This window comes from Nocardiopsis valliformis DSM 45023 (assembly GCF_000340985.1).
GTDB classification, from domain to species: Bacteria; Actinomycetota; Actinomycetes; order Streptosporangiales; family Streptosporangiaceae; genus Nocardiopsis; species Nocardiopsis exhalans.
Window position 1 is genome coordinate 351,864 of record NZ_ANAZ01000002.1, and the last position, 17,849, is coordinate 369,712.

The 17,849-nt window shown below is 71.6% G+C and carries 12 protein-coding genes; 5 read left to right on the forward strand and 7 right to left on the reverse strand.

Going from position 1 to position 17,849, the window contains the following annotated elements; genetic code table 11:
- Positions 1–421: 421 nt before the first annotated feature.
- Positions 422–1,918, reverse strand: coding sequence for an MFS transporter (locus D457_RS0102210; RefSeq protein WP_039830866.1), 1,497 nt, complete (start codon positions 1,916–1,918; stop codon positions 422–424).
- A gap of 120 nt (positions 1,919–2,038) precedes the next feature.
- Positions 2,039–3,046, reverse strand: a complete 1,008-nt coding sequence (locus tag D457_RS0102215) for an NAD(P)/FAD-dependent oxidoreductase (RefSeq protein WP_017579005.1) — start codon at positions 3,044–3,046, stop codon at positions 2,039–2,041.
- Between the two features lie 121 nt (positions 3,047–3,167).
- Between D457_RS0102215 and D457_RS0102220 the strand changes: the two genes are divergently transcribed.
- The 4 genes from D457_RS0102220 to D457_RS0102240 all read left to right on the forward strand — a co-directional run bounded on the left by D457_RS0102220 (position 3,168) and on the right by D457_RS0102240 (position 9,687).
- Positions 3,168–3,788, forward strand: a complete 621-nt coding sequence (locus D457_RS0102220; RefSeq protein WP_017579006.1) for a helix-turn-helix domain-containing protein — start codon at positions 3,168–3,170, stop codon at positions 3,786–3,788.
- Positions 3,789–4,005: 217 nt separating this feature from the next.
- Positions 4,006–6,891 carry a helix-turn-helix transcriptional regulator gene (locus D457_RS31720; protein ID WP_152514115.1) on the forward strand — a complete coding sequence of 962 codons (2,886 nt, stop codon included), beginning with the start codon at positions 4,006–4,008 and terminating at the stop codon, positions 6,889–6,891.
- Positions 6,892–7,918: 1,027 nt separating this feature from the next.
- Entirely contained in the window at positions 7,919–9,172 is a 1,254-nt protein-coding gene (locus tag D457_RS0102235; protein ID WP_017579008.1) for an MFS transporter, read from the forward strand.
- Positions 9,169–9,687 (forward strand): winged helix-turn-helix domain-containing protein, encoded by a 519-nt coding sequence (locus D457_RS0102240; protein ID WP_017579009.1) that lies wholly within the window; start codon positions 9,169–9,171, stop codon positions 9,685–9,687. The genes D457_RS0102235 and D457_RS0102240 overlap by 4 nt, the downstream gene beginning before the upstream one ends.
- A gap of 14 nt (positions 9,688–9,701) precedes the next feature.
- Here D457_RS0102240 and D457_RS0102245 read toward each other — a convergent pair whose 3' ends face one another.
- The gene (locus D457_RS0102245; protein ID WP_017579010.1) at positions 9,702–11,009 is read right to left on the reverse strand and encodes an MFS transporter; all 1,308 of its coding nucleotides are present in this window, start codon (positions 11,007–11,009) and stop codon (positions 9,702–9,704) included.
- A 284-nt stretch (positions 11,010–11,293) separates the two neighbouring features.
- On the opposite strand from D457_RS0102245, the gene dnaE reads away from it, so the two are divergent.
- The gene (gene dnaE / locus D457_RS0102250) at positions 11,294–14,443 is read left to right on the forward strand and encodes a DNA polymerase III subunit alpha (RefSeq protein ID WP_017579011.1); all 3,150 of its coding nucleotides are present in this window, start codon (positions 11,294–11,296) and stop codon (positions 14,441–14,443) included.
- A gap of 3 nt (positions 14,444–14,446) precedes the next feature.
- On the opposite strand, the gene D457_RS0102255 is transcribed toward dnaE, so the two are convergent.
- The 4 genes from D457_RS0102255 to D457_RS0102270 all read right to left on the reverse strand — a co-directional run bounded on the left by D457_RS0102255 (position 14,447) and on the right by D457_RS0102270 (position 17,799).
- On the reverse strand, positions 14,447–14,836 hold the full coding sequence (locus tag D457_RS0102255) for a VOC family protein (protein ID WP_017579012.1): 390 nt from the start codon (positions 14,834–14,836) through the stop codon (positions 14,447–14,449).
- An 85-nt stretch (positions 14,837–14,921) separates the two neighbouring features.
- Positions 14,922–15,425: a peroxiredoxin gene (locus D457_RS0102260; protein WP_017579013.1), complete on the reverse strand. Its 504-nt coding sequence runs from the start codon at positions 15,423–15,425 to the stop codon at positions 14,922–14,924.
- A 72-nt stretch (positions 15,426–15,497) separates the two neighbouring features.
- A complete protein-coding gene (locus D457_RS0102265; RefSeq protein WP_017579014.1) occupies positions 15,498–16,691 on the reverse strand; it encodes an AlbA family DNA-binding domain-containing protein in 1,194 nt (397 codons plus the stop codon).
- A 94-nt stretch (positions 16,692–16,785) separates the two neighbouring features.
- Positions 16,786–17,799: a GlxA family transcriptional regulator gene (locus D457_RS0102270; RefSeq protein WP_017579015.1), complete on the reverse strand. Its 1,014-nt coding sequence runs from the start codon at positions 17,797–17,799 to the stop codon at positions 16,786–16,788.
- Between the last annotated feature and the right edge of the window lie 50 nt (positions 17,800–17,849).

The following is a 17,849-nucleotide window of genomic DNA, read 5'->3' on the forward strand; positions in this document are numbered from 1 at the left end:
GCCGGTCTGCACCGGCACCGCGGGCGGAAGGCGACGGGCGGAAGGGTGGCGGGCGGAAGGGCATGACAGGACACCGGGCGTGCCGCGTCCGCCGGGTAAGGCACGCCCGGTGTCGTCTCTGTGTCCCCCGCCGCTAGGGCGTGTTCCGCGGATCATTCCGGGCTCGCGACCATCAGGCTGCCTCTCGCTGCGCCGATTTCACTCGGACAGCCAAACCCAGGCGGGCCCCCGCTGTGCGAAACTGCGGAGCTTGCGTAGCAGGGCACAGTAGGGGCAGCTTCGCTCATCGTCTTGCGAGAGATTGCCGGGCCCCCGCTGTGCGACACCGCGGAGCTTGCGTAGCAGGGCACAGTAGGGGCGAGGCCGCTCGCGTCGATCGGCGCAAGCGCCGAGCCTGCCGAAAGCATCCACGGAACAAGCCCTAGGAGACGGGGTGGCGTCGGATCGCCACCGCCGCCAGGATCGCGACGAACAGGTAGACGGCGGCACCGGCCCCGAAGGCCCAGGCGTAGCCGACCACCACCTCGGCCTGCGCCGCGGCCACCGCCATGAGCGCGGCCAACCCGACCGTGGGCCCGAGCTCCATCGCGGTGTTCATCACGCCGCCCGCCAGTCCGGCCTGGTGCTGGGGCACGTTCGCGGTGCTCAGCACCGCCGATCCGGAGAAGATGAAGGTGGCGCCCACCGGCAGCAGGATCACGCCGGGCAGCAGGGTCAGGGCGAACGAGCCGTCAGGGCTGACCCCGGTGAGCAGCGCAAGTCCCGCGGCGCCGATGACGAGCCCCGCGACAGTGACCGGCCCGGCACCGTACCGGCCCACCAGCCGCCCGGACAGCAGGTTGGTCGCGATCAGCGCGACGGTGAACGGGACGAACGCGCCGGTCGTGGCCAGCGCGGACCAACCCATCTGCTGCTGGAGGTGGAGCGACAGCAGGAAGGTCACCAGCGCCACGCCCGCCGCGGCCAGGAAGATCCCGAAGAGCCCCACCAGGCGGCGCGGCTCCACGACGAAGCCGGGCGGCAGCAGCGGGTCGCGCACCCGCCGCTCGACCATCAGGAACGCGGCGAGCAGCACGAGGCCGACGACGATGGGACCCAGGACCTGGGCCGATCCCCATGGGTGGTCGCCGCTGAGGATCAGGCCGTAGCTGCCGATCGAGATGCCCAGCGTGGCGAGAACGGCACCGGCCGGGTCGAGACCGGGCCGGTCCTGCGCCCCACGGGCGGGGTCCGCGGGCAGGAGCCGCCGGGTCACCGCGAGACCCAGGGCGGCCACCAGTACCGGAACGGCGAAGATCCAGCGCCAGGACACCCAGGCGGCGACGGCACCGGAGATCAGGGTTCCAGCGGCTCCGCCGAGTACGGACACCCCACCCCAGACCGCCATGGCCCGGCCGAAGGCGACCGGGTCGGGGAAGACCGCGCGCAGCACGGCCAGGGCCGCCGGAGCCGTCATCGCCGCGCCCACGCCCTGGCAGAACCGCACCGCGACCAGCGCCTCGAAGGTGGGCGCGAACGCGGCGGTCATGGAGGCCAGACCGAAGAGCAGCAGCCCGGCCACGAACATCAGCCGCCCGCCGTAGCGGTCGGTGAGGCGGCCCCCGAAGAGCAGGAGCCCGCTGAAGGGCAGCCCGTAGGCGGCGTTAATCAGGACCAGGTCCGCCGCGCTCAGGCCGAACTCGCGCGCGATGTGGGGCAGCGGCACGGAGATCAGCGTGATGGTGAAGATCAGCGTCGCCTGGACGACGGCGAGCATCGTGAACGCGAGCCTGGCCCGCGGGCTGAGGGCGCTACCCGGTTCCCGGCCTGGCCCCTGGCCCGGTGGCCCGGACGCCGAGGCCGACGCGGCGGTCCCGGAAGCGGCGGCCTTCGGGGAGAGGGCAGGGTCGACCGGGGGTTGTTGTGCGGTGTGGTCCATAAGGGATCTCCTTGTCGACCGCGGGCGCCTTGGCGGCCTGGGTTGGCTTGGCGGCCTGGGCGGGTTCGGCGGCCTGGGGCGGCCTGGGGCGGCCTGGGCGGGTTCGGCGGGTTCGGCGGGTCAGTACTCGTCGCCGGGCCGGACCCCGGTCAGCTCCTTGACCATCCGGTGATCCTGGACGGCCTGTTCGACGTCCTCACCGACCAGGTCGTGGTTGATGGCGAACGCGGCGGCGGAACCCGCCCCGGCCGCGCTCACCACGAGCGCCCGGGGATCCACGACGTTGCCCACCGCCCACACGCCGGGCACGCTGGTGCGGCCGGTGCGGTCGGTGGCGACCCAGCCGTTGTCGCCCCGATCGCAGCCCAGCGCGGTGAGCAGGCCGTCGCGAGGCACCATCCGCGGCACGAGGAACACCGCGTGGCAGGGCACGCAGCTGCCCTCGGCCAGTTGGACCCCGCGCAGGCGGTCGCCCTCCACCAGGAGCCGCTCCACGGTGCCGTCGACGACCGTCACCCCGCGCGCGTCCAGGGCCTCGCGGTCCTCCTCGGTGAGCTCCAGCGTGTGCCGGAACAGCACGACGTCCTCGGACCACTGGCGTATCAGCAGCGCGTGCCGGACGGCGGCGGGCTGGGTGCCGAGCACACCGAGCGTCTGCTCGCGCACCTCGTACCCGTGGCAGTACGGGCAGTGGAGCAGGTCCCTGCCCCAGCGGTCCGCCACCCCGGGGATGTCCGGAAGTTCGTCGAGCAGCCCGGTGGCCACCACCACTCGGCGGGCGGCCAGCACCACGCCGTCGGCCAGCCGCACGGTGAAGACGGGCGCACCCTCCTCGAAGATCCGCGCCACCTCCTCGACCTCGCCGTTCAGGAACTCGACGCCGTATCCGGCGGCTTCGGCCCGTCCGGTCTCCAGCAGCTCCGCGGGGGGCATGCCGTCCCGGGACAGGAACCCCTGCATGTGGGCGGCGGGCGCGTTGCGCGGCGCCCCGGAGTCCACGACCGCCACCCGGCGCCGCGACCGGGCCAGAACCAGGGCCGCGTTGAGGCCGCCCGCCCCCGCCCCGATCACCACGACGTCGAACTCGGTCCCATACGTGGGCCCGTTCAGCGAACCGTTCTCGAACATGTCCGTCCCTCTCCTGCCGCCAGCACCGCGTACCGCGATCTTCCGGGCACAGAATGCGAGCGGGGCCCGGGGATCGCAATTTTTGTTGCCGTTTCCGCAACAGGCCGGTGGAATGGGCGGCATGGAAACCTCACCCGCCATCGCCCAGGTCCTCAGCGAGGTCGGCCCCCGGCTACGGCGTCTGCGCATGCGGCGCGGCGTGTCCCTCACCGCCGTCGCCGAGGCCACCGGCATCTCTAAGAGCACGCTGTCCCGTCTGGAGTCGGGGCAGCGCCGTCCCAGCCTGGAGCTGCTGCTGCCCATCGCCCAGGCCCACCAGGTACCCCTGGAGGAACTGATCGGCGCTCCGGAGGTCGGCGACCCCCGGGTCCGGCCCATCCCCAGGAGCGTCAACGGGAACACGGTGCTGCCGCTGACCCGTCAGGCCGGGCCGCTCCAGGCGTTCAAGATGGTGCTTCCCCAGACCCGGAATACCCCCGAGTTGTGCACCCACGAGGGCTACGAGTGGCTGTACGTGCTCTCCGGCAGCCTGCGGCTGCTCCTCGCCGACCACGACCTCGTGCTGGAGGCGGGCGAGGCCGCCGAGTTCGACACCCGGCTGCCGCACTGGTTCGGCAGCACCGGGGAGGGCCCCGTGGAGGTCCTCAGCCTGTTCGGGCGCCAGGGGGAGCGCATTCACGTGCGGGCCCGGCCCCGGGCCCGGAACAGGAACGACGAGGCCGACCGCGCCGACGGGGAATGAGATACCGAAATACGATCGCCCGGAAGAATCAACCAAGGTGACAGTTCTACCGACGATCACCGGTCACACCGTCAACGGCACGGAAGCCCCGGGATGTTAGTGTCCGGACTGCACAGGTACGCCGTTCCGCCATACCGGGGAGAGCGACCCCGGGAACGGGAAGGAGCGGCGGCGGTGTTTTCGTCGTTTGCCATCGACGCGGGGGGATACGAAAGCGGTGCTCAGGGAGCTGTTCGACCGAGGTGAGGAATCCCGGATCATCGATGAGATGTTGGACTCCGCTCTCTCTGGCCAGGGGACGTCATCCCTAGTAGAGGGCATTATCGGCACCGGAAAGACCATGCTGCTCCGGTGGGCGGAGGAACGGGCCAGGCAGCGGGGCATGCTCGTGCTTTCGGCCACCGCCTCACCCACGGAACGCCGTTTCTCGATGGGCGTCGTTGATCAACTTTTCAACTGCCTGGAAACAGCAGGTTCCCTTCCGGGGCCGCCCGTCAAGATCAACTTCCACCAACGCACCCCGAAAGATCCTGAATACGCGCAGTTCACCGACCTTTTTACGACCCTGAGCCGGGTCGCACAGCACAAGCCTATTTTGCTGACCGTCGATTGCGTTCAATGCGTGGACTCGGATTCCTTATCGTGGCTGGGATTCCTCATGCGCCGTATCGACAACATCCCGGTGGTGTTGTTGGCGAGCCAGCGGCGCGGTGAACCCGCGGGCGACCAGCACCTCCTGGTCGAGTTCATGAACAGCGTGCGCCCCGACCGCCACCTGCGCCTGCACGATCTGTCCCCGAGCGCCGCGTCCCACCTGATCGACTCACTGCGCGGCTGCTCCCGGGACCCCTCCGACGACCTCATCGCCGACAGCGGCGGCAACCCCTACCTCCTGACCCAGCAAGTGCTCACAGCCCCCGCACCCGCGCCCGCCCCCAGCTGTGCCCTGACCGACCACGACGGGCCTTCGGACGGGTCCGCCGACCTATCCGACGACCTGACGATCCGGCTACGCGCGGTCAAGGACCGCGTGCTGTGCCTGCTGCGCCGGTTGGACGGCAACGGCCTGCGTGTCGCCCACGCCGCGAGCCTGGTGGGCGAGACGGCTGTGAACGCCAAACTCGTCGCCGAGTTGTGCTCCCTGACGGTGGCGGAGGCCGCCCAGAGTCTCGGGCAGCTGACGGAGTGCGGAATCCTCCACCCCACTACCCGCACCTTCCGGCACCCCGTCCTGGCGCGCCTGCTCTACCTCGACGTCCCGATCGCCCAGCGGGCCGCGCTCCACCGGCGGACCGCCCTCCACCTGCACCAGGACGACGCCGCCCCCGGGGACATCACCCCGCACCTGCTCCGGGCCTCCCCGCTCGAGCAACCGTGGATGGCGCCCATGCTGCTGGACGCCGCCGAAGGGCTGCTGCCCCGCGGCGCGCACGCGGCCGTGGAACACGTCGACACGGTGGTGCGCCACGGAGCACCCGACCACCTGGCATCCCGCATCGCCGATCTGCGGGTGCGGGCCCTGATGGAACTGGACCTTCCCGCCTCCGCGGACGCCCAGTACTCCCTGGTCAACCTCACCGCCGACCCCCTGGAAGTGGCCGACCGGTCGGCGCGGCTGGCGGACACCCTGCTCCGCCTCGACCAACCGGACCAGGCCAGGAGCGTCCTGGACCGCGCCCACAAGCAAGTCCGGGACCACGGGCAGGTCCGGGACCACGACGAGGGAGCGGCGGCTCGACTGCGCCGTCGGCTGGACCACGTCCGTCTGCACGAGGGCGCCCACACCGGTGGCCTGGCGAACCTGGAACGGCTGGAGGTTGTCCTCCTGCACCGCACCGCCACCGGCCAGACGGCAGCGGCGGTCCGACGGATCTGCCGCGCCTTCCTCGCCCCGCCCCGCGCCCCGTACGGATCCCCGTCCTGGTACCACGCCCTGCTCGCGCTGCTCTGGGCGGGCGGCTTCGACGAGGCACAGCAGTACATCGACGCCGAGGCGCGGCTCGCCGTCGCGGAGGGCACCGTGGCCCGAGTCGCAGAGGCACACGCCGTACGGAGCCTGGTCCTCCTCCACCGGGGGGCGCTCGCCGACGCCGGGGACAACGCCCGGCAGGCTCTCACCGCGCTGGGCCGCATCAGTGCGGACCGACACCACACCGGCGCCCTCGCCCGCAGCGTGCTGATCGACGTAGCGGTGGAACGAGACCAGCTCACCGAGGTGGGCGACCTACTGGACGTGGAGCTCCCCACCGGGCAGGCGACCGGTCGGGAGACCGAGCAGTCGGCCGGGCAGGCGACGGGTTGGTGGCATCTGCACCTCGCGCACAGCACTGCCCGCGCCCTCGGTCAGCTGGGCCAGGTACAGCGAGCCCTGGCCCTGGTCACCCACTGCGAGCGGGAACTGGACCGCCGCCGGATCGACAACCCGGCGATCCTGCCGTGGCGTTCCACCAAGGCGCTGCTCCACGCCGGTCTCGGCAACCTGCCCGAGGCCCGGCGACTGGCCCAACAGGAGGTCGACCGCGCCCGGCGGTGGGCCGCGCCGTTCGCGTGGGGCAGGGCACTGCTCGCCCTGGCCTCGGTGTCCGCTTCGGGCGACGCCCTCGGGCCCGCCCGTGGCGCGATGGAACTGCTCGACTCGGAGGAGGCGCCGCTGCTGTTCGCGCACGCCCTGTACGCGGCGGGGCAGGCACACCAGCGGGGCGGCACCACCGCGCGCGCCCGCGAACTCCTGCACCGGGCCAACGAGGTGGGTATCTCGCTGGGCGCCGACGCCCTGGTGGACCAGGTCCAGCGGACACTGCGCGACGCGGGCGGCCGCCCCGGCCCCCGCAAGACGTCCACCCGGTCTCTGCTGACCCCCACCGAGTGCCAGGTCGCCGAGCTGGCCGCGGGGGGCATGAGCAACCGGGACATCGCACGGATGCTGCGGGTGAGTCTGCGCAACGTGGAGTCGCACCTCACCCACTGCTACCGGAAACTACGGATCGGCGGCCGCCGCGAGCTGAGCCGGTTCTTTCAAGCAGAGGAGCCGGAGGAAAAAGCCCCCGGGCGAGCGGTGCCGCACGGCCTGGTCCTGGACCCCCGGCAACCGCAGTCCGTCTAGGACATCCACCGAAGCCGGGTGGCCTGCCCCATCGCCCACCCCACCTCCCAGACGAAGGTTCGCGGCCCCTCACCGACAACGAAGGGCGGCTGCAAAGGCCCCGGACTCCATGCGTTGTGTGCGGTGTCCGGTTCCGGTTCCCCCGTTTCCCGCCGCTCGATGGTTGCCGTCTCCGCTGCGCGCATCAAGGTCGTCGCCGTCGCGGCTTCGCCGGAGCAGGGCGCTCCACCTTGACCCGCTTCGCTACGACGGCGGTGGGCGGCTATCGGGAAACGGGGGAGAAATGGTCGGGGTGGCCAACGGGCCCTTCGGGCCTCGAAGGGCCCAACTGCTTGGGCCTTCGGCCGGTGCCCTCCTCCCCCGGTGCCCAGCGCTTAGACGTGTCGCGGCAGGTCACGCGCCTCATCGGACAAGCGGCAGCGAAGGAGGGAGCGCCCCCATGCCCTGCGCGCACCGGTCCCCGTGTCCCGGCCGCTCACTCGCCCGGACGGAGAAGCGCAGCGAGGGTGGGCAGGGGCCGGGTGCCTGTTTCGGTCCTCTGTTTGAAGATGATCTTGCTACCAGGAGCAACTTCGGCGCCGAGCTTGCTCCTGGGAGCAAGATCATCGGGGATACGGGGGGTTCGGAAGTAGCGGACAGCCCCAGGCGCGGGTTTCGGGTGCCACGCCCCCACACTGAAAACCAGCCCCACACGCACGGCCTGCCCCACACGCACGGCCTGCCCTTGCCCGGGGGAGGCCCGCCCGTGCCCCCATGGGCCCGCCCGCACTGTCCTGGGTGACTCCGCCACCGGGGGCTCTGGCGGCTTCCGCCCCACCCCCACGACACGCGGCCCGGGGAACTGCGGGCCCGGTCCCTGCCCACCCTCGCTGCCGCTTCTCCGCCGCCGAGCATGACCAGCCGCGACACGTCCCGGCGTTGGGCACCGGGGTGTGAGCATCGCAGCTTGGGCCGGAGGAAAACCATTACCACCAAAGGAATGTTTGGTTGTATCTGTTGCGGGAGCCGCCGAGAGTTGGGGAATGGGATGGGCACTGGGGTGCGGGCGACCTATCTGGATGTGCTGCGGCTGCCGTACGTGCTGCGGGCCTTCGTGCCTTCGGTGGTGGGGAAGCTGTCGTTCGCGATGGTTTCGCTGGCGCTCCTGTTGTTGGTCCAGGAGGGGCCCGGGGGTTTCGCTCTTTCGGGGGCGATCGTTGGCGGGTTCGGGCTGGGGAACGTGGTGGCCGCTCCGTTGCGGGCACGGTTGGTGGATCAGTACGGGGCCCGGCTCGTTCTGCCCTGGCTCGCGGTTGGGTACGCCGCTGGGTTGATCGGTGTGGTGTTCGCGGTCGGCACTGATTCGGGCGGGGTCGCGATTGTGTTGGGGGTGCTGAGCGGGCTGTGCACCCCTCCGTTGGGGGCGGTGATGCGCGGGGTGTGGGCCCTGTTGGCGCCGACTGACGGGCACCGGACGCGGGCGTACGGTCTCGATGCGGTCGCTGAGGAGCTGGTGTTCATCGCCGGGCCGCTGATGGTGAGTCTTGTTGTGCTGCTGCCGCACGGACCTGTGGTCGCGGTGGTTGTGGCGGCGACCGCTGGTTTGGTGGGCACGGTCGGGATGGTGCTCTCTCCGGTGCCGAAGCCGGGGAAGGTGCGGCGCCGGGCGTCGGCGTGGAGCGGGTGGGTCGGTCCGTTGCGGCACGCGCGTCTTTGGCCGGTGCTGTCGGTGCTCGTCGGTGTCGGTCTGGTGCTTGGCGCGGTCGAGCTGCTTTCCACCGCGCACGGGCAGGCGATGGGCCATTCCGGCCTGGCCGGGGTCCTGCTGGCGTTCTTCGCCGTGGGCAGTGCCGCGGGTGGGCTGTTCTACGGTTCGCGTACCTGGACGGCGGCGCCGATGGGGCGGATGGTCCTTCTGGGGCTCGCGGCGTGCGGGGCTTTGTTCGCGACGGCCTGGGGCGGGGGGCTGGTCGTCTTGGTGCTGCTGTTCACCGTGGTGGGGCTCTTCGTCGCTCCGTCGATGATCAGCGGGTATCTCGCCGCTGATGAGATCGCCCCGATCGAGGAGCGCACGGAAGCGTCCGCCCTGATCAACACGGCGGTGAACGCGGGGGCGGCGCTGGCCTTCGCCGTGGGCGGCGCGCTGTTGGACAGCACGAGCATCACGGTGTCGACGGTTCTGTTGGCCGCCACCGCAGGGATTTTCGTTGCCGTCGCCGTCCTGTCTGCGGTCCGGGATCGCCGACTACAGTGGGCGGCTCGGGCCACGGTGGCGCAGGAAGATCGGGGAGAGCGGACATGAGCGAGGACGACCGCGTCGACCTGAACGGACTTCGGACGGTCGCTCATCCGCTCCGGCTCCGGTTGCTCTCCTTGCTGACCGGGCGGACGATGAGCGCCGCGGAAGCGGCCCGCGAGCTCGGAGAGACGCAGGCCAACGTCAGCTATCACATCCGGCGGCTCGCCAAGGGCGGGCTCCTCGAATTCGTCGACGAGAAGCCCGTGCGCGGCGGGATCGCCAAGCGGTACACGCACCGGCCCAGCAGCGGTGAGGCGCTCGGCGGCTCCGATCAGGAGAGCTTTCTCGGCCTCATGCAGGTACTCGCCCAGCAGATGTCCGCGCGCGCGTCCGGGTACCGCGAGGGCTCGGATTTCGCCTTCACCGACGCGCACCTCACCATCCCCGCGGAGGAGTGGCCGCGCGTGCAGGAGCTCGCCCGCGAGCTCGGACGGGTGGTGCACCAGGCGGCGGAGCGGACCTCTGACGGGGGCACGGTCAGGGTCTCGCTGACGGTCGCCGCCTTCGAGAGTGAATAATCCTCCGGCGCCGGTTACTTCTCGGACGGTTCGGCCTGCTCAGACGGTTCAACCTGCTCGGCGATCTGGGCGGCCTCTACCCGGTCGGCTTCGGTGACCACGCGACGCAGGGCCGGGACGGCCAGGGCCAGGGACACCAGCACCAGGACACCCGAGGCGATGGGCACGTAGTACAGCTCCACCCGGCCGAGGAAACCTGCGGAGAGGGCGGCGATCGGGCCGAAGGCGGCGCCGGACACCTGGACGAACGACATCACCCGGCCGAGCTGGCGGCCTGGGACGATCAGCTGGATGGCACCGAGCATCACGATGTTGGACGCGGTGATCACGAACCCCAGGAGCACCCAGGCGACCACGGCCGCGTAGGCGTTGGGGGCCAGGCCGAAGCCGATGAAGCACAGACCGGTGACGGTGAAGAACACCACCTCCAACCGGAACCGGCCGAGCCGGGCGACCAGGAAGCCGACGGTGGTGGCCCCCAGGAGGGCACCGACGGCGGAGGACCCGAGGAACACCCCGTACAGGGCGGCCGGGACACCGAAGTGGTTCTGGGCGAGCAGCACCATGACGGCGCTCAGTGCGGTGAAGGCGGCGTTGAGCGCCAGGTTGAAGAGCAGGATCGCGCCGAGGGAGCTGCCACGGAAGACGAACCTGAACCCTTCGCGCAGGTCGGCCAGGGGCGAGGGGCGTTTGGCGGCGGGGTCCTGGCCGGAGTCGTCGTGGCCGGGGGCGCGGCGGACCGCCAAGGGGAGGCCGAGCAGCACCAGGGCGCCCAGGGCGTACGCACCGGCGTTGACGGCGATGGGGAGGAACGCGAAGACCACGAACAGGAACCCGGCGAGCGGCCCGCCAGCGAAGTCCTGGGTGACGGTCCGGCCGCCCTCGACGCGCCCGTTCGCGCGGTCGATCGTGCCGGCCGGAGCGAGAGCCGGCATGAGGGCCCGACCGGCCAGATCGTAGAACACCTCGCAGGTCATGACGGTGAACATGACCGCGTACAGCACCCAGATGGTGGCGTTACCGGTGGCGATGAACCCGGCCAGGGCGACCAGCGCGACGGCGCGGATCAGGTTGGTACCGATCATCAGGCGGACGCGGTCAACCCGGTCCACGATCACCCCGGCGGCCAGGCCGAACAGCAGGAACGGCAGGAAACGGGCGGCGATGAGCCCGGAGACCAGGAGGGGGTCGTTGGTGAGGAAGGCCGCGACCAGGGGCAGGGCGATCACCATCATGCCGTCGCCGAGGTTGCTGGCCAGGCTGCCGAGCCAGAACCGGTTGAAGTCGCGGCCGAGGCCGGGTTTGCGGGTGGCCTTCTGCAAGGGGGATGACTCTTTCCGAGAGAGCTGCGTGGGCTGTGCGGGCCGTGCGGTCTGGTTCATAGTGCCGGTTCCCCGGCCCTGTCCCGTGAAGGGATCATCACGTCTTGGCCACTGTTGCCGCACCGCAACAGGCCTTCCTGGCACCGGCCGAGCGCGCCCGCACCGGCCCGGACCTGGGGTTCTCGTGTGCCCGGAGTGATCATTGTGGGTTACAGTTGTCGAACACACGTTCGACAAGCAGCGTCTTCCCCTTCGGCTGCGTTCGCAGGCGGAGAGGGGGACCGGTGTTCGCGCATCTGCGCGTCGCCTCGGCGTTCTCGTTCCGGCACGGGACCGCCCCGCCCGCCGCGTTGGTCGAGCGGGCCGCCTTCAACGACCAGCCGGTGGTGGCCCTGACCGACCGGGACGGGCTCTTCGGGGTCGCCGAGCACGTCAGGGCCTGCGCCGTGACCGGGGTGCGGCCCGTGGTGGGGGTCGATCTCGCCCTCGCCTCGCCCGGGGGCGGACGCATCGTGCTGTTGGCCCGCGGCGCTCGGGGCTGGGCGAACCTGTGCCGCCTGGTCACCCGGGTGCACCACGCGGCCGCGCCCGTGGCGGTCACCTTCGAGCAGCTGGCCGAACACCGCGAAGGCCTGATCGCACTGCTCGGATCCGACTCCGACGTAGGCCGCGCGCTGGCCCAGGACCGGCCGTTGCACGCCCGTGAACTGCTGCGTTCCTGGCGTGAGCTGGGCCTGGAGATCGCCCTGGCCCCGCACGACCACGGCGCCTCCGGGCAACGGCGCACCGCCCGGGACATGGTCCGCCTGGCCGAAGACGAACACCTCCTGGTGGTCCTCACCAACGCCGTGCGCTACCCGAACCCCGACCGGGCCGGGGTGGCGCGTGCCCTGGACCGGATCCGGCAGCACGCCCCCGGCGGCTACCGGCCCGACCCGCGCACCGACCGGGCCCACCTGGCCTCCGGCGAGGAGATGTTCCGGGCCGCGGTCGGCGTGTGCGCCGGGGACCGGACCCGGGCCCGGCGGCTGATCGCGCACACGCTGGCGCTGGCCGCCTCCTGCGCGCTGGACCCCGGGGCCGATCTAGGCTGGGGCCGCCTCCACCTGCCCGAACGCGCTCAGGCCCGAGCCGAACTACGGAACCGGGTCTTTGAAGGCGCCGCCCGACTGGGCCTGGCAGGCGACCGGCGCGCGGACGAACGCGCGCAGCAGGAACTGGAGACCATCGCCCGGCTGGGCCTGGACAGCTACTTCCTCACCGTCGCCGACGCCGCCCGGGCCATCCGGGACAAGCAGATCCGCTGCTCCGCCCGGGGTTCGGCGGTGGGCAGCCTCACCGTGCACCTGCTGGGGATCTCCGCGACCAACCCCCTGGACCACGGTCTGCTGTTCGAGCGCTTCTGTACCCCGAGCCGCCCCGGCCTGCCCGACATCGACCTGGACGTGGAGTCGGCGAGGAGGTTGGAGGCCTACGACGCGGTCATCGCCTCCCATCCCGGGGCGAGCGCGGCGGTGGCCATGATGGAGACCTACCGGGCCCGCAGCGCCCTGCGGGACGCCGGGACCGCGCTGTCGATGCCCGCGGCAGAGGTCGACCGCATCGCCTCGGTCTTCCCCCGGGTGCGCGCCTCCCGGATCAGCGAGACCGCCCGTGAACTCCCCGAGCTGCGCGGCCTGGACGGTCTGGACAGCGAGCAGGTACGCAGGCTCTTCACTCTCGCCGAAAGCCTGTCCGGCCTGCCCCGGCACGTGGCGATGCACCCCTGCGGGCTGGTGCTGTCCGACCGCTCCCTGGGCGACCGGGTGCCCACACAGCCCTCCGGTGCCGGGTACCCGATGGTCCAGGCGGACAAGGAGGACGTGGAGCACCTCGGGCTGCTCAAACTCGACGTCCTGGGTGTGCGGATGCAGTCGGCCCTGGCCCACAGCCTGGACGAGATCGACCGCACCACCGGGCAGCGGCCGGACCTGGAGGCCCTGCCGGACGGCGACCCGGCCACCGCCCACATGATCGGGGCATCCAACACCCTGGGCTGTTTCCAGATCGAGAGCCCGGGCCAGCGCGAACTGGTCTCCCGGCTGCGCCCGCGCGGGATCGCGGACCTGATCGCCGACATCTCCCTGTTCCGGCCCGGCCCCATGGGCACCGACATGGTCGCCGCCTACCTCGGGGCCCGCGACGGCGACTGTCCGCCCCCGCTCCCCCACCCCGCTCTGGCCCCGGTCCTGGCCGAGACCGGCGGCGCGCTGCTCTTCCACGAACAGCTCCTGCACGCCGTCGCCACCATGACCGGGTGCGGGCTGGACCGGGCCGAGGCGATGCGGCGCGCGCTCGCCACCGACCAGGGCCGCCGCGAGGTGGAGGAGGAGGTGCGCACCCGGATGGTCGAACGCGGACACGACGACCGCACCGTCGAGGACACCTGGCGGTTGGTGGCGGCGTTCGGCAACTTCGGCTTCTGCAAGGCGCACGCGGCCGCCTTCGCCCTGCCCACCTACCAGAGCGCGTGGCTCAAGCGGCACTTCCCGGCGGCGTTCTTCGCGGGCCTGATGACCCACGACCCCGGCATGTACCCGCGCCGGGTGCTCCTCAACGACGCCCGCCGCATGGGGGTGCGCGTGCTCGGCCTGGACCTGCACGCCTCCCAGCGGCACTGGAGTGTGGAGCGGATCGGGGAGCGGCGGTGGGGGCTGCGTCCGGCCCTGGCCGACCTGGCCGCCCTCACCGGGACCGAACTCGGCCGTCTGCTGGCCCGTCGCCCCTTCGCCGACCTGCGGGACCTGGTCACCCGGGGCGGCCTGTCCAGGGAGGCGTTGGACAACCTGATTCTGGCCGGTGGCCTGGACACCCTGACCGGGGCCGACGGATCGCCCGACGCCCCGGGCCGACGCGACGTCCTCGTGCACGCCCACTCCCTGGCCCACGCCCACCACAGGCCCACCGGCAGTCCTGGCGACACTCCCGGGCAGCTCTCACTGAACGACACCCCCACGACCGTGCCCGCGGGACGCTCCGCGCCGATAACCCACACCGAACGCGTCGCCGAGGAACTCCGCACCCTGGGCTACGAGCTCTCCGGACACCGGCTGGACCCCTACACGGCGCGCCTGGCCGAGCTGGCCTCCACCAGGAACCTGGTCCAGGCCCGAGACCTGTGCCGGCTCCCCGACGGCGCCCGGGTGCTGGTGGCGGGGGTCCGGGTCTGCACCCAGACCCCGCCCACCCGCTCGGGCCGACGCGTCATCTTCACCAGCGTCGAGGACCGCAGCGGCATCATCGAGGTAGCCCTGTTCTCCGACGCACAGCGGCACTCCGCCGGAGCGGTCTTCACGTCACGGCTGCTGGCCGTGCACGGCCGGGTCCGCCGTGCCGCCCCAGGCGCCCTGCCCACCATCACCGCCACCCGAGTCCAGCCTCTGGAAGAGCTGTGAAGGTCAGGGGCGGCGGGCGGCCAGGACGCAGAACTCGTTGCCTTCCGGGTCCACGAGTACGACCCAGCTCTCGGTGCCCTGACCGACATCGGCGTACCGAGCGCCCAGGTCGAGCAGGCGGTGGACCTCCTCGTCCTGCTCGCGGTCGGCGGGGCTGACATCGAGGTGCAGCCGGTTCTTGACGGTCTTGGCCTCGGGCACGCGCGCGAACGTCAGGACCGGCGGCACCGGGCCGGGCCGGTCCCCGCCAAGGGCCTGGGGCGGACCGATCGTGACGGTTCCGTCGGCCTCGTCCACATCGTGCACTTCGTATTCGAGGACCGAGCACCAGAACCGGGCGAGGGCGGTCGGGTCGGCGCAGTCGACGCCGAGTTCGGTGAGCTTACTGGCCATCTTCGGTACCTCCAGAGACGGGTCGCCGTTCGCTCCGAGCTTGCCACCTCACCGTGCGGACGCCCTGCCGCCAAAACGGGATGCCCTATCCCCCGAGGTCCGCGAGCACGGCCCGGGGGTGCTTCTGCGGGTCGCTGATGTCGCGGTAGGCCCGGTCGATCACCCCGGCGCGCACGATGAGTGTGATCCGGGTGTACAGCCGCTCCCCCTCGAACTCGAAGGTGTCCAGGCCGAGTTCGGCGGCCAGGCGCAGGTCGGGGTCGGACAGGAGCGGGTAGGGCAGGTGCAGCCGCTCGGCCGCCTCTCGCTGGTAGTCGGGCTCCTGGCTGGACAGACCCAGGATCCGGAATCCGATCCGGGCGAAGTCGTCGGCCAGGTCCCGGAATTCACAGGATTCGGCGGTGCAGCCCTTGGCCCCGGGGAGTGTGGCCCACTCGGCCGGTGCGGGGCGGTCGGGGCGGCCGGTCTTCGGGTAGACGAACAGGACGTGGTCACCCGGTTCCTCGGAGCCCAGCTCGACCGGCGGGCCGATCGTGGCTGGTAGGGAGAGCCGGGGCAGGGGAACGCCCCGGAGGGGTTCGGAGTTCACGATCGGTCCTCTCGCCAGTCGGATGTCCCAAGCCGGATGTCACAGCAGTCTGGCGGACGCCCTCCGACGGGCTCACTCCGGGTCGGTCAGCAGGTCCGCGTGGGCCGAGGCGTTGCCCAGGGAGCGGAGCAGCTCGCCGACGAGGCGGTCCGTGGCGCTGCCGGGTTTCTCCAGTTCCAGTTGGGGCACCCGGGTGACCTGTTCGTAGCGTTCGGCGTCGTACTCCACCCCCGGGGACAGGTACCGGTCGTCGGCCCAGGCGGACACGCCGTGCAGGTTGGTGACGGCCACGCCCACGTCCCAGCTGCCGCCGTACCCGGCGTCCCTGGAGAGACTGCCGAGCAGGTCGAGGAAGGCGCGCACCCGGAAGGCCAGGGCGCCGTCGAAGATCATGTGCTGGCCGTACCGGCGGTCGGCCGACCGGCCGCAGTACAGGAACACCTCGCCGCGCTCGCGGACGATGAAGCGCAGGTCGTTCTGTTCCCTGGCCTGCGCCGAGGTCTGGCTGGCGATGCCCACGCCGCCCGCGGTGCGGAACCCGGACCACAGGTCCCCGAACTCCGGGGCGACCAGGGCGGTCTCGCCGCCGCGCTCGCGGGTGCGCGCGGAGATCCCGTCGCGGACGAGGTCGAACAGCAGGGGGCGGGCGTCCTCGGCCGCCGTCCAGGCCTTGAACATGCCGGGGATGCGGCGCGAGGGCAGCGCGACCACGTGCAGGTGGGCCAGTTCGCCCTCGGGAAAGGGGTCCTTCTGCACCTGTTCGCGCAGCGCGGTGCGCACCACGTCCAGGGAGGTGTCCCTGGCCCGGATGAGCCGTTCCACCTCGGCGTCGGGCAGGCGCCGCTTCTCCCGGTCGCCGCGCCCGTAGTACGCGCCGCCCGCCATGTGCGGGGCCAGCGGGGAGGCGGGCACCTCGATGAGCAGGTAGCCGTGGCCCGGCAGGGCGCTCTCCAGCCAGTCCACCGAAACCTGGAGCGGCGGGTCGCAGGAAGAGGCGGCGATCCGGGCCGGGGTCTCCAGGATCTGGTCGACCCACTCGACCGGGGCCAGTTCGAACCTGCCCTCGGTCTTGATCTCCCGGACCCCGACCACGATCAACCCGCCGTCGATCGCGAACGACGCCATGTCCTTGGCCTGGTCCTTGGAGCTGCGGAGCTGCTGTTTGGCCTCGCGTTTGGGCGTCTCGGTGAACGCGCCCTCGTTCAGTGCCGCTTCGAGTTCGGCTTCGCTGGAGGGCCGCCACGTCGGGGGGAGGACTCGATCCATGTCGGCATCATGCCCACTCTCACCGCCGACCCAGCACGACTGGCCGGATCAGAGTCAGGAGTCCCGTACCGGGGGTGCGGCCCGGGGCCGGAGCTCAGGAGTCTGCGAGCCGTGTACTCCCCGTACCTCGGAAGGTGCGGCGGTAGGCGCTGGGCGACACCCCGAGCTCGGCCTGCATGTGCTGTCGCAGCGATGCCCCCGTGCCGAAGCCCGCACGGTCGGCGATGTGGTCCACCGGCAGGTCGGAGCCCTCGAGAAGATGTCGGGCCAGGTCGAGTTTGCGCTGGGTGAGCCACTGGCCCGGGGACATGCCCGTCTCCTCGCGGAAGCGGCGGGTGAACGTGCGCACGCTCATCGCCTCCCGTTCGGCCATCTCGGCCAGGCCCGGCTGGAGGTACAGGTTCTCCTGGGCCCAGGCCCTGGCGCGGGCGGTCGCGGACCTTTCCGGGGCGGGCACGGGCAGCTTGATGTACTGGGCCTGGCCGCCGTCGCGGTGCGGCGGGACCACGGTGTTGCGGGCGACCTCGTTGGCGGTGGCGGTGCCGTGGTCGGTGCGGATCATGTGCAGGCACAGGTCGATGCCGGAGGCGACCCCGGCGGAGGTGAGCACCCGGCCGTTGTCGGTGTAGAGCACGTCCGGGTCGAGGTCGATGTGCGGGTACATCGCGCGGAAGTACCCGGCGGACATCCAGTGCGTGGTCACCCGGCAGCCGTCCAGGACCCCGGCGGCGGCGAGTACGAACGCCCCCGAGCAGATGGAGGCGATCCTGGTGCGCTCGCCGACCCGGGTGAGGGCGGCGGCCAGTGCGGGGGCGATCGGGTCGTGCGGGCGTTCGCCGTAGTCTTCTTCGGCGGCGGGCAGGATCACCGTGTCCGCATCGGCGAGGGCTTCGGGGCCGTGCCGGACGTTGAGGGTGAGGTCGGAGTCGGAGTCGGTGCCGATCACGCCCGGTTCCAGGGCGCAGGTGGCCACTTCGTAGAGCGGTCGGTCGTCGGCCCCGCGGACCCGGCCGAAGAGGCGGTGGACGATCCCCGCCTCGATGGGCAGTACGCCGTGCCGCACGAACACGGCCACGCGGTGGCGGTCGGATCGGGTAAAGACGTTCATGCCGCCACTCTCATACTTCCAAGCTCATGCCTTCACTCTATGGCCTGATT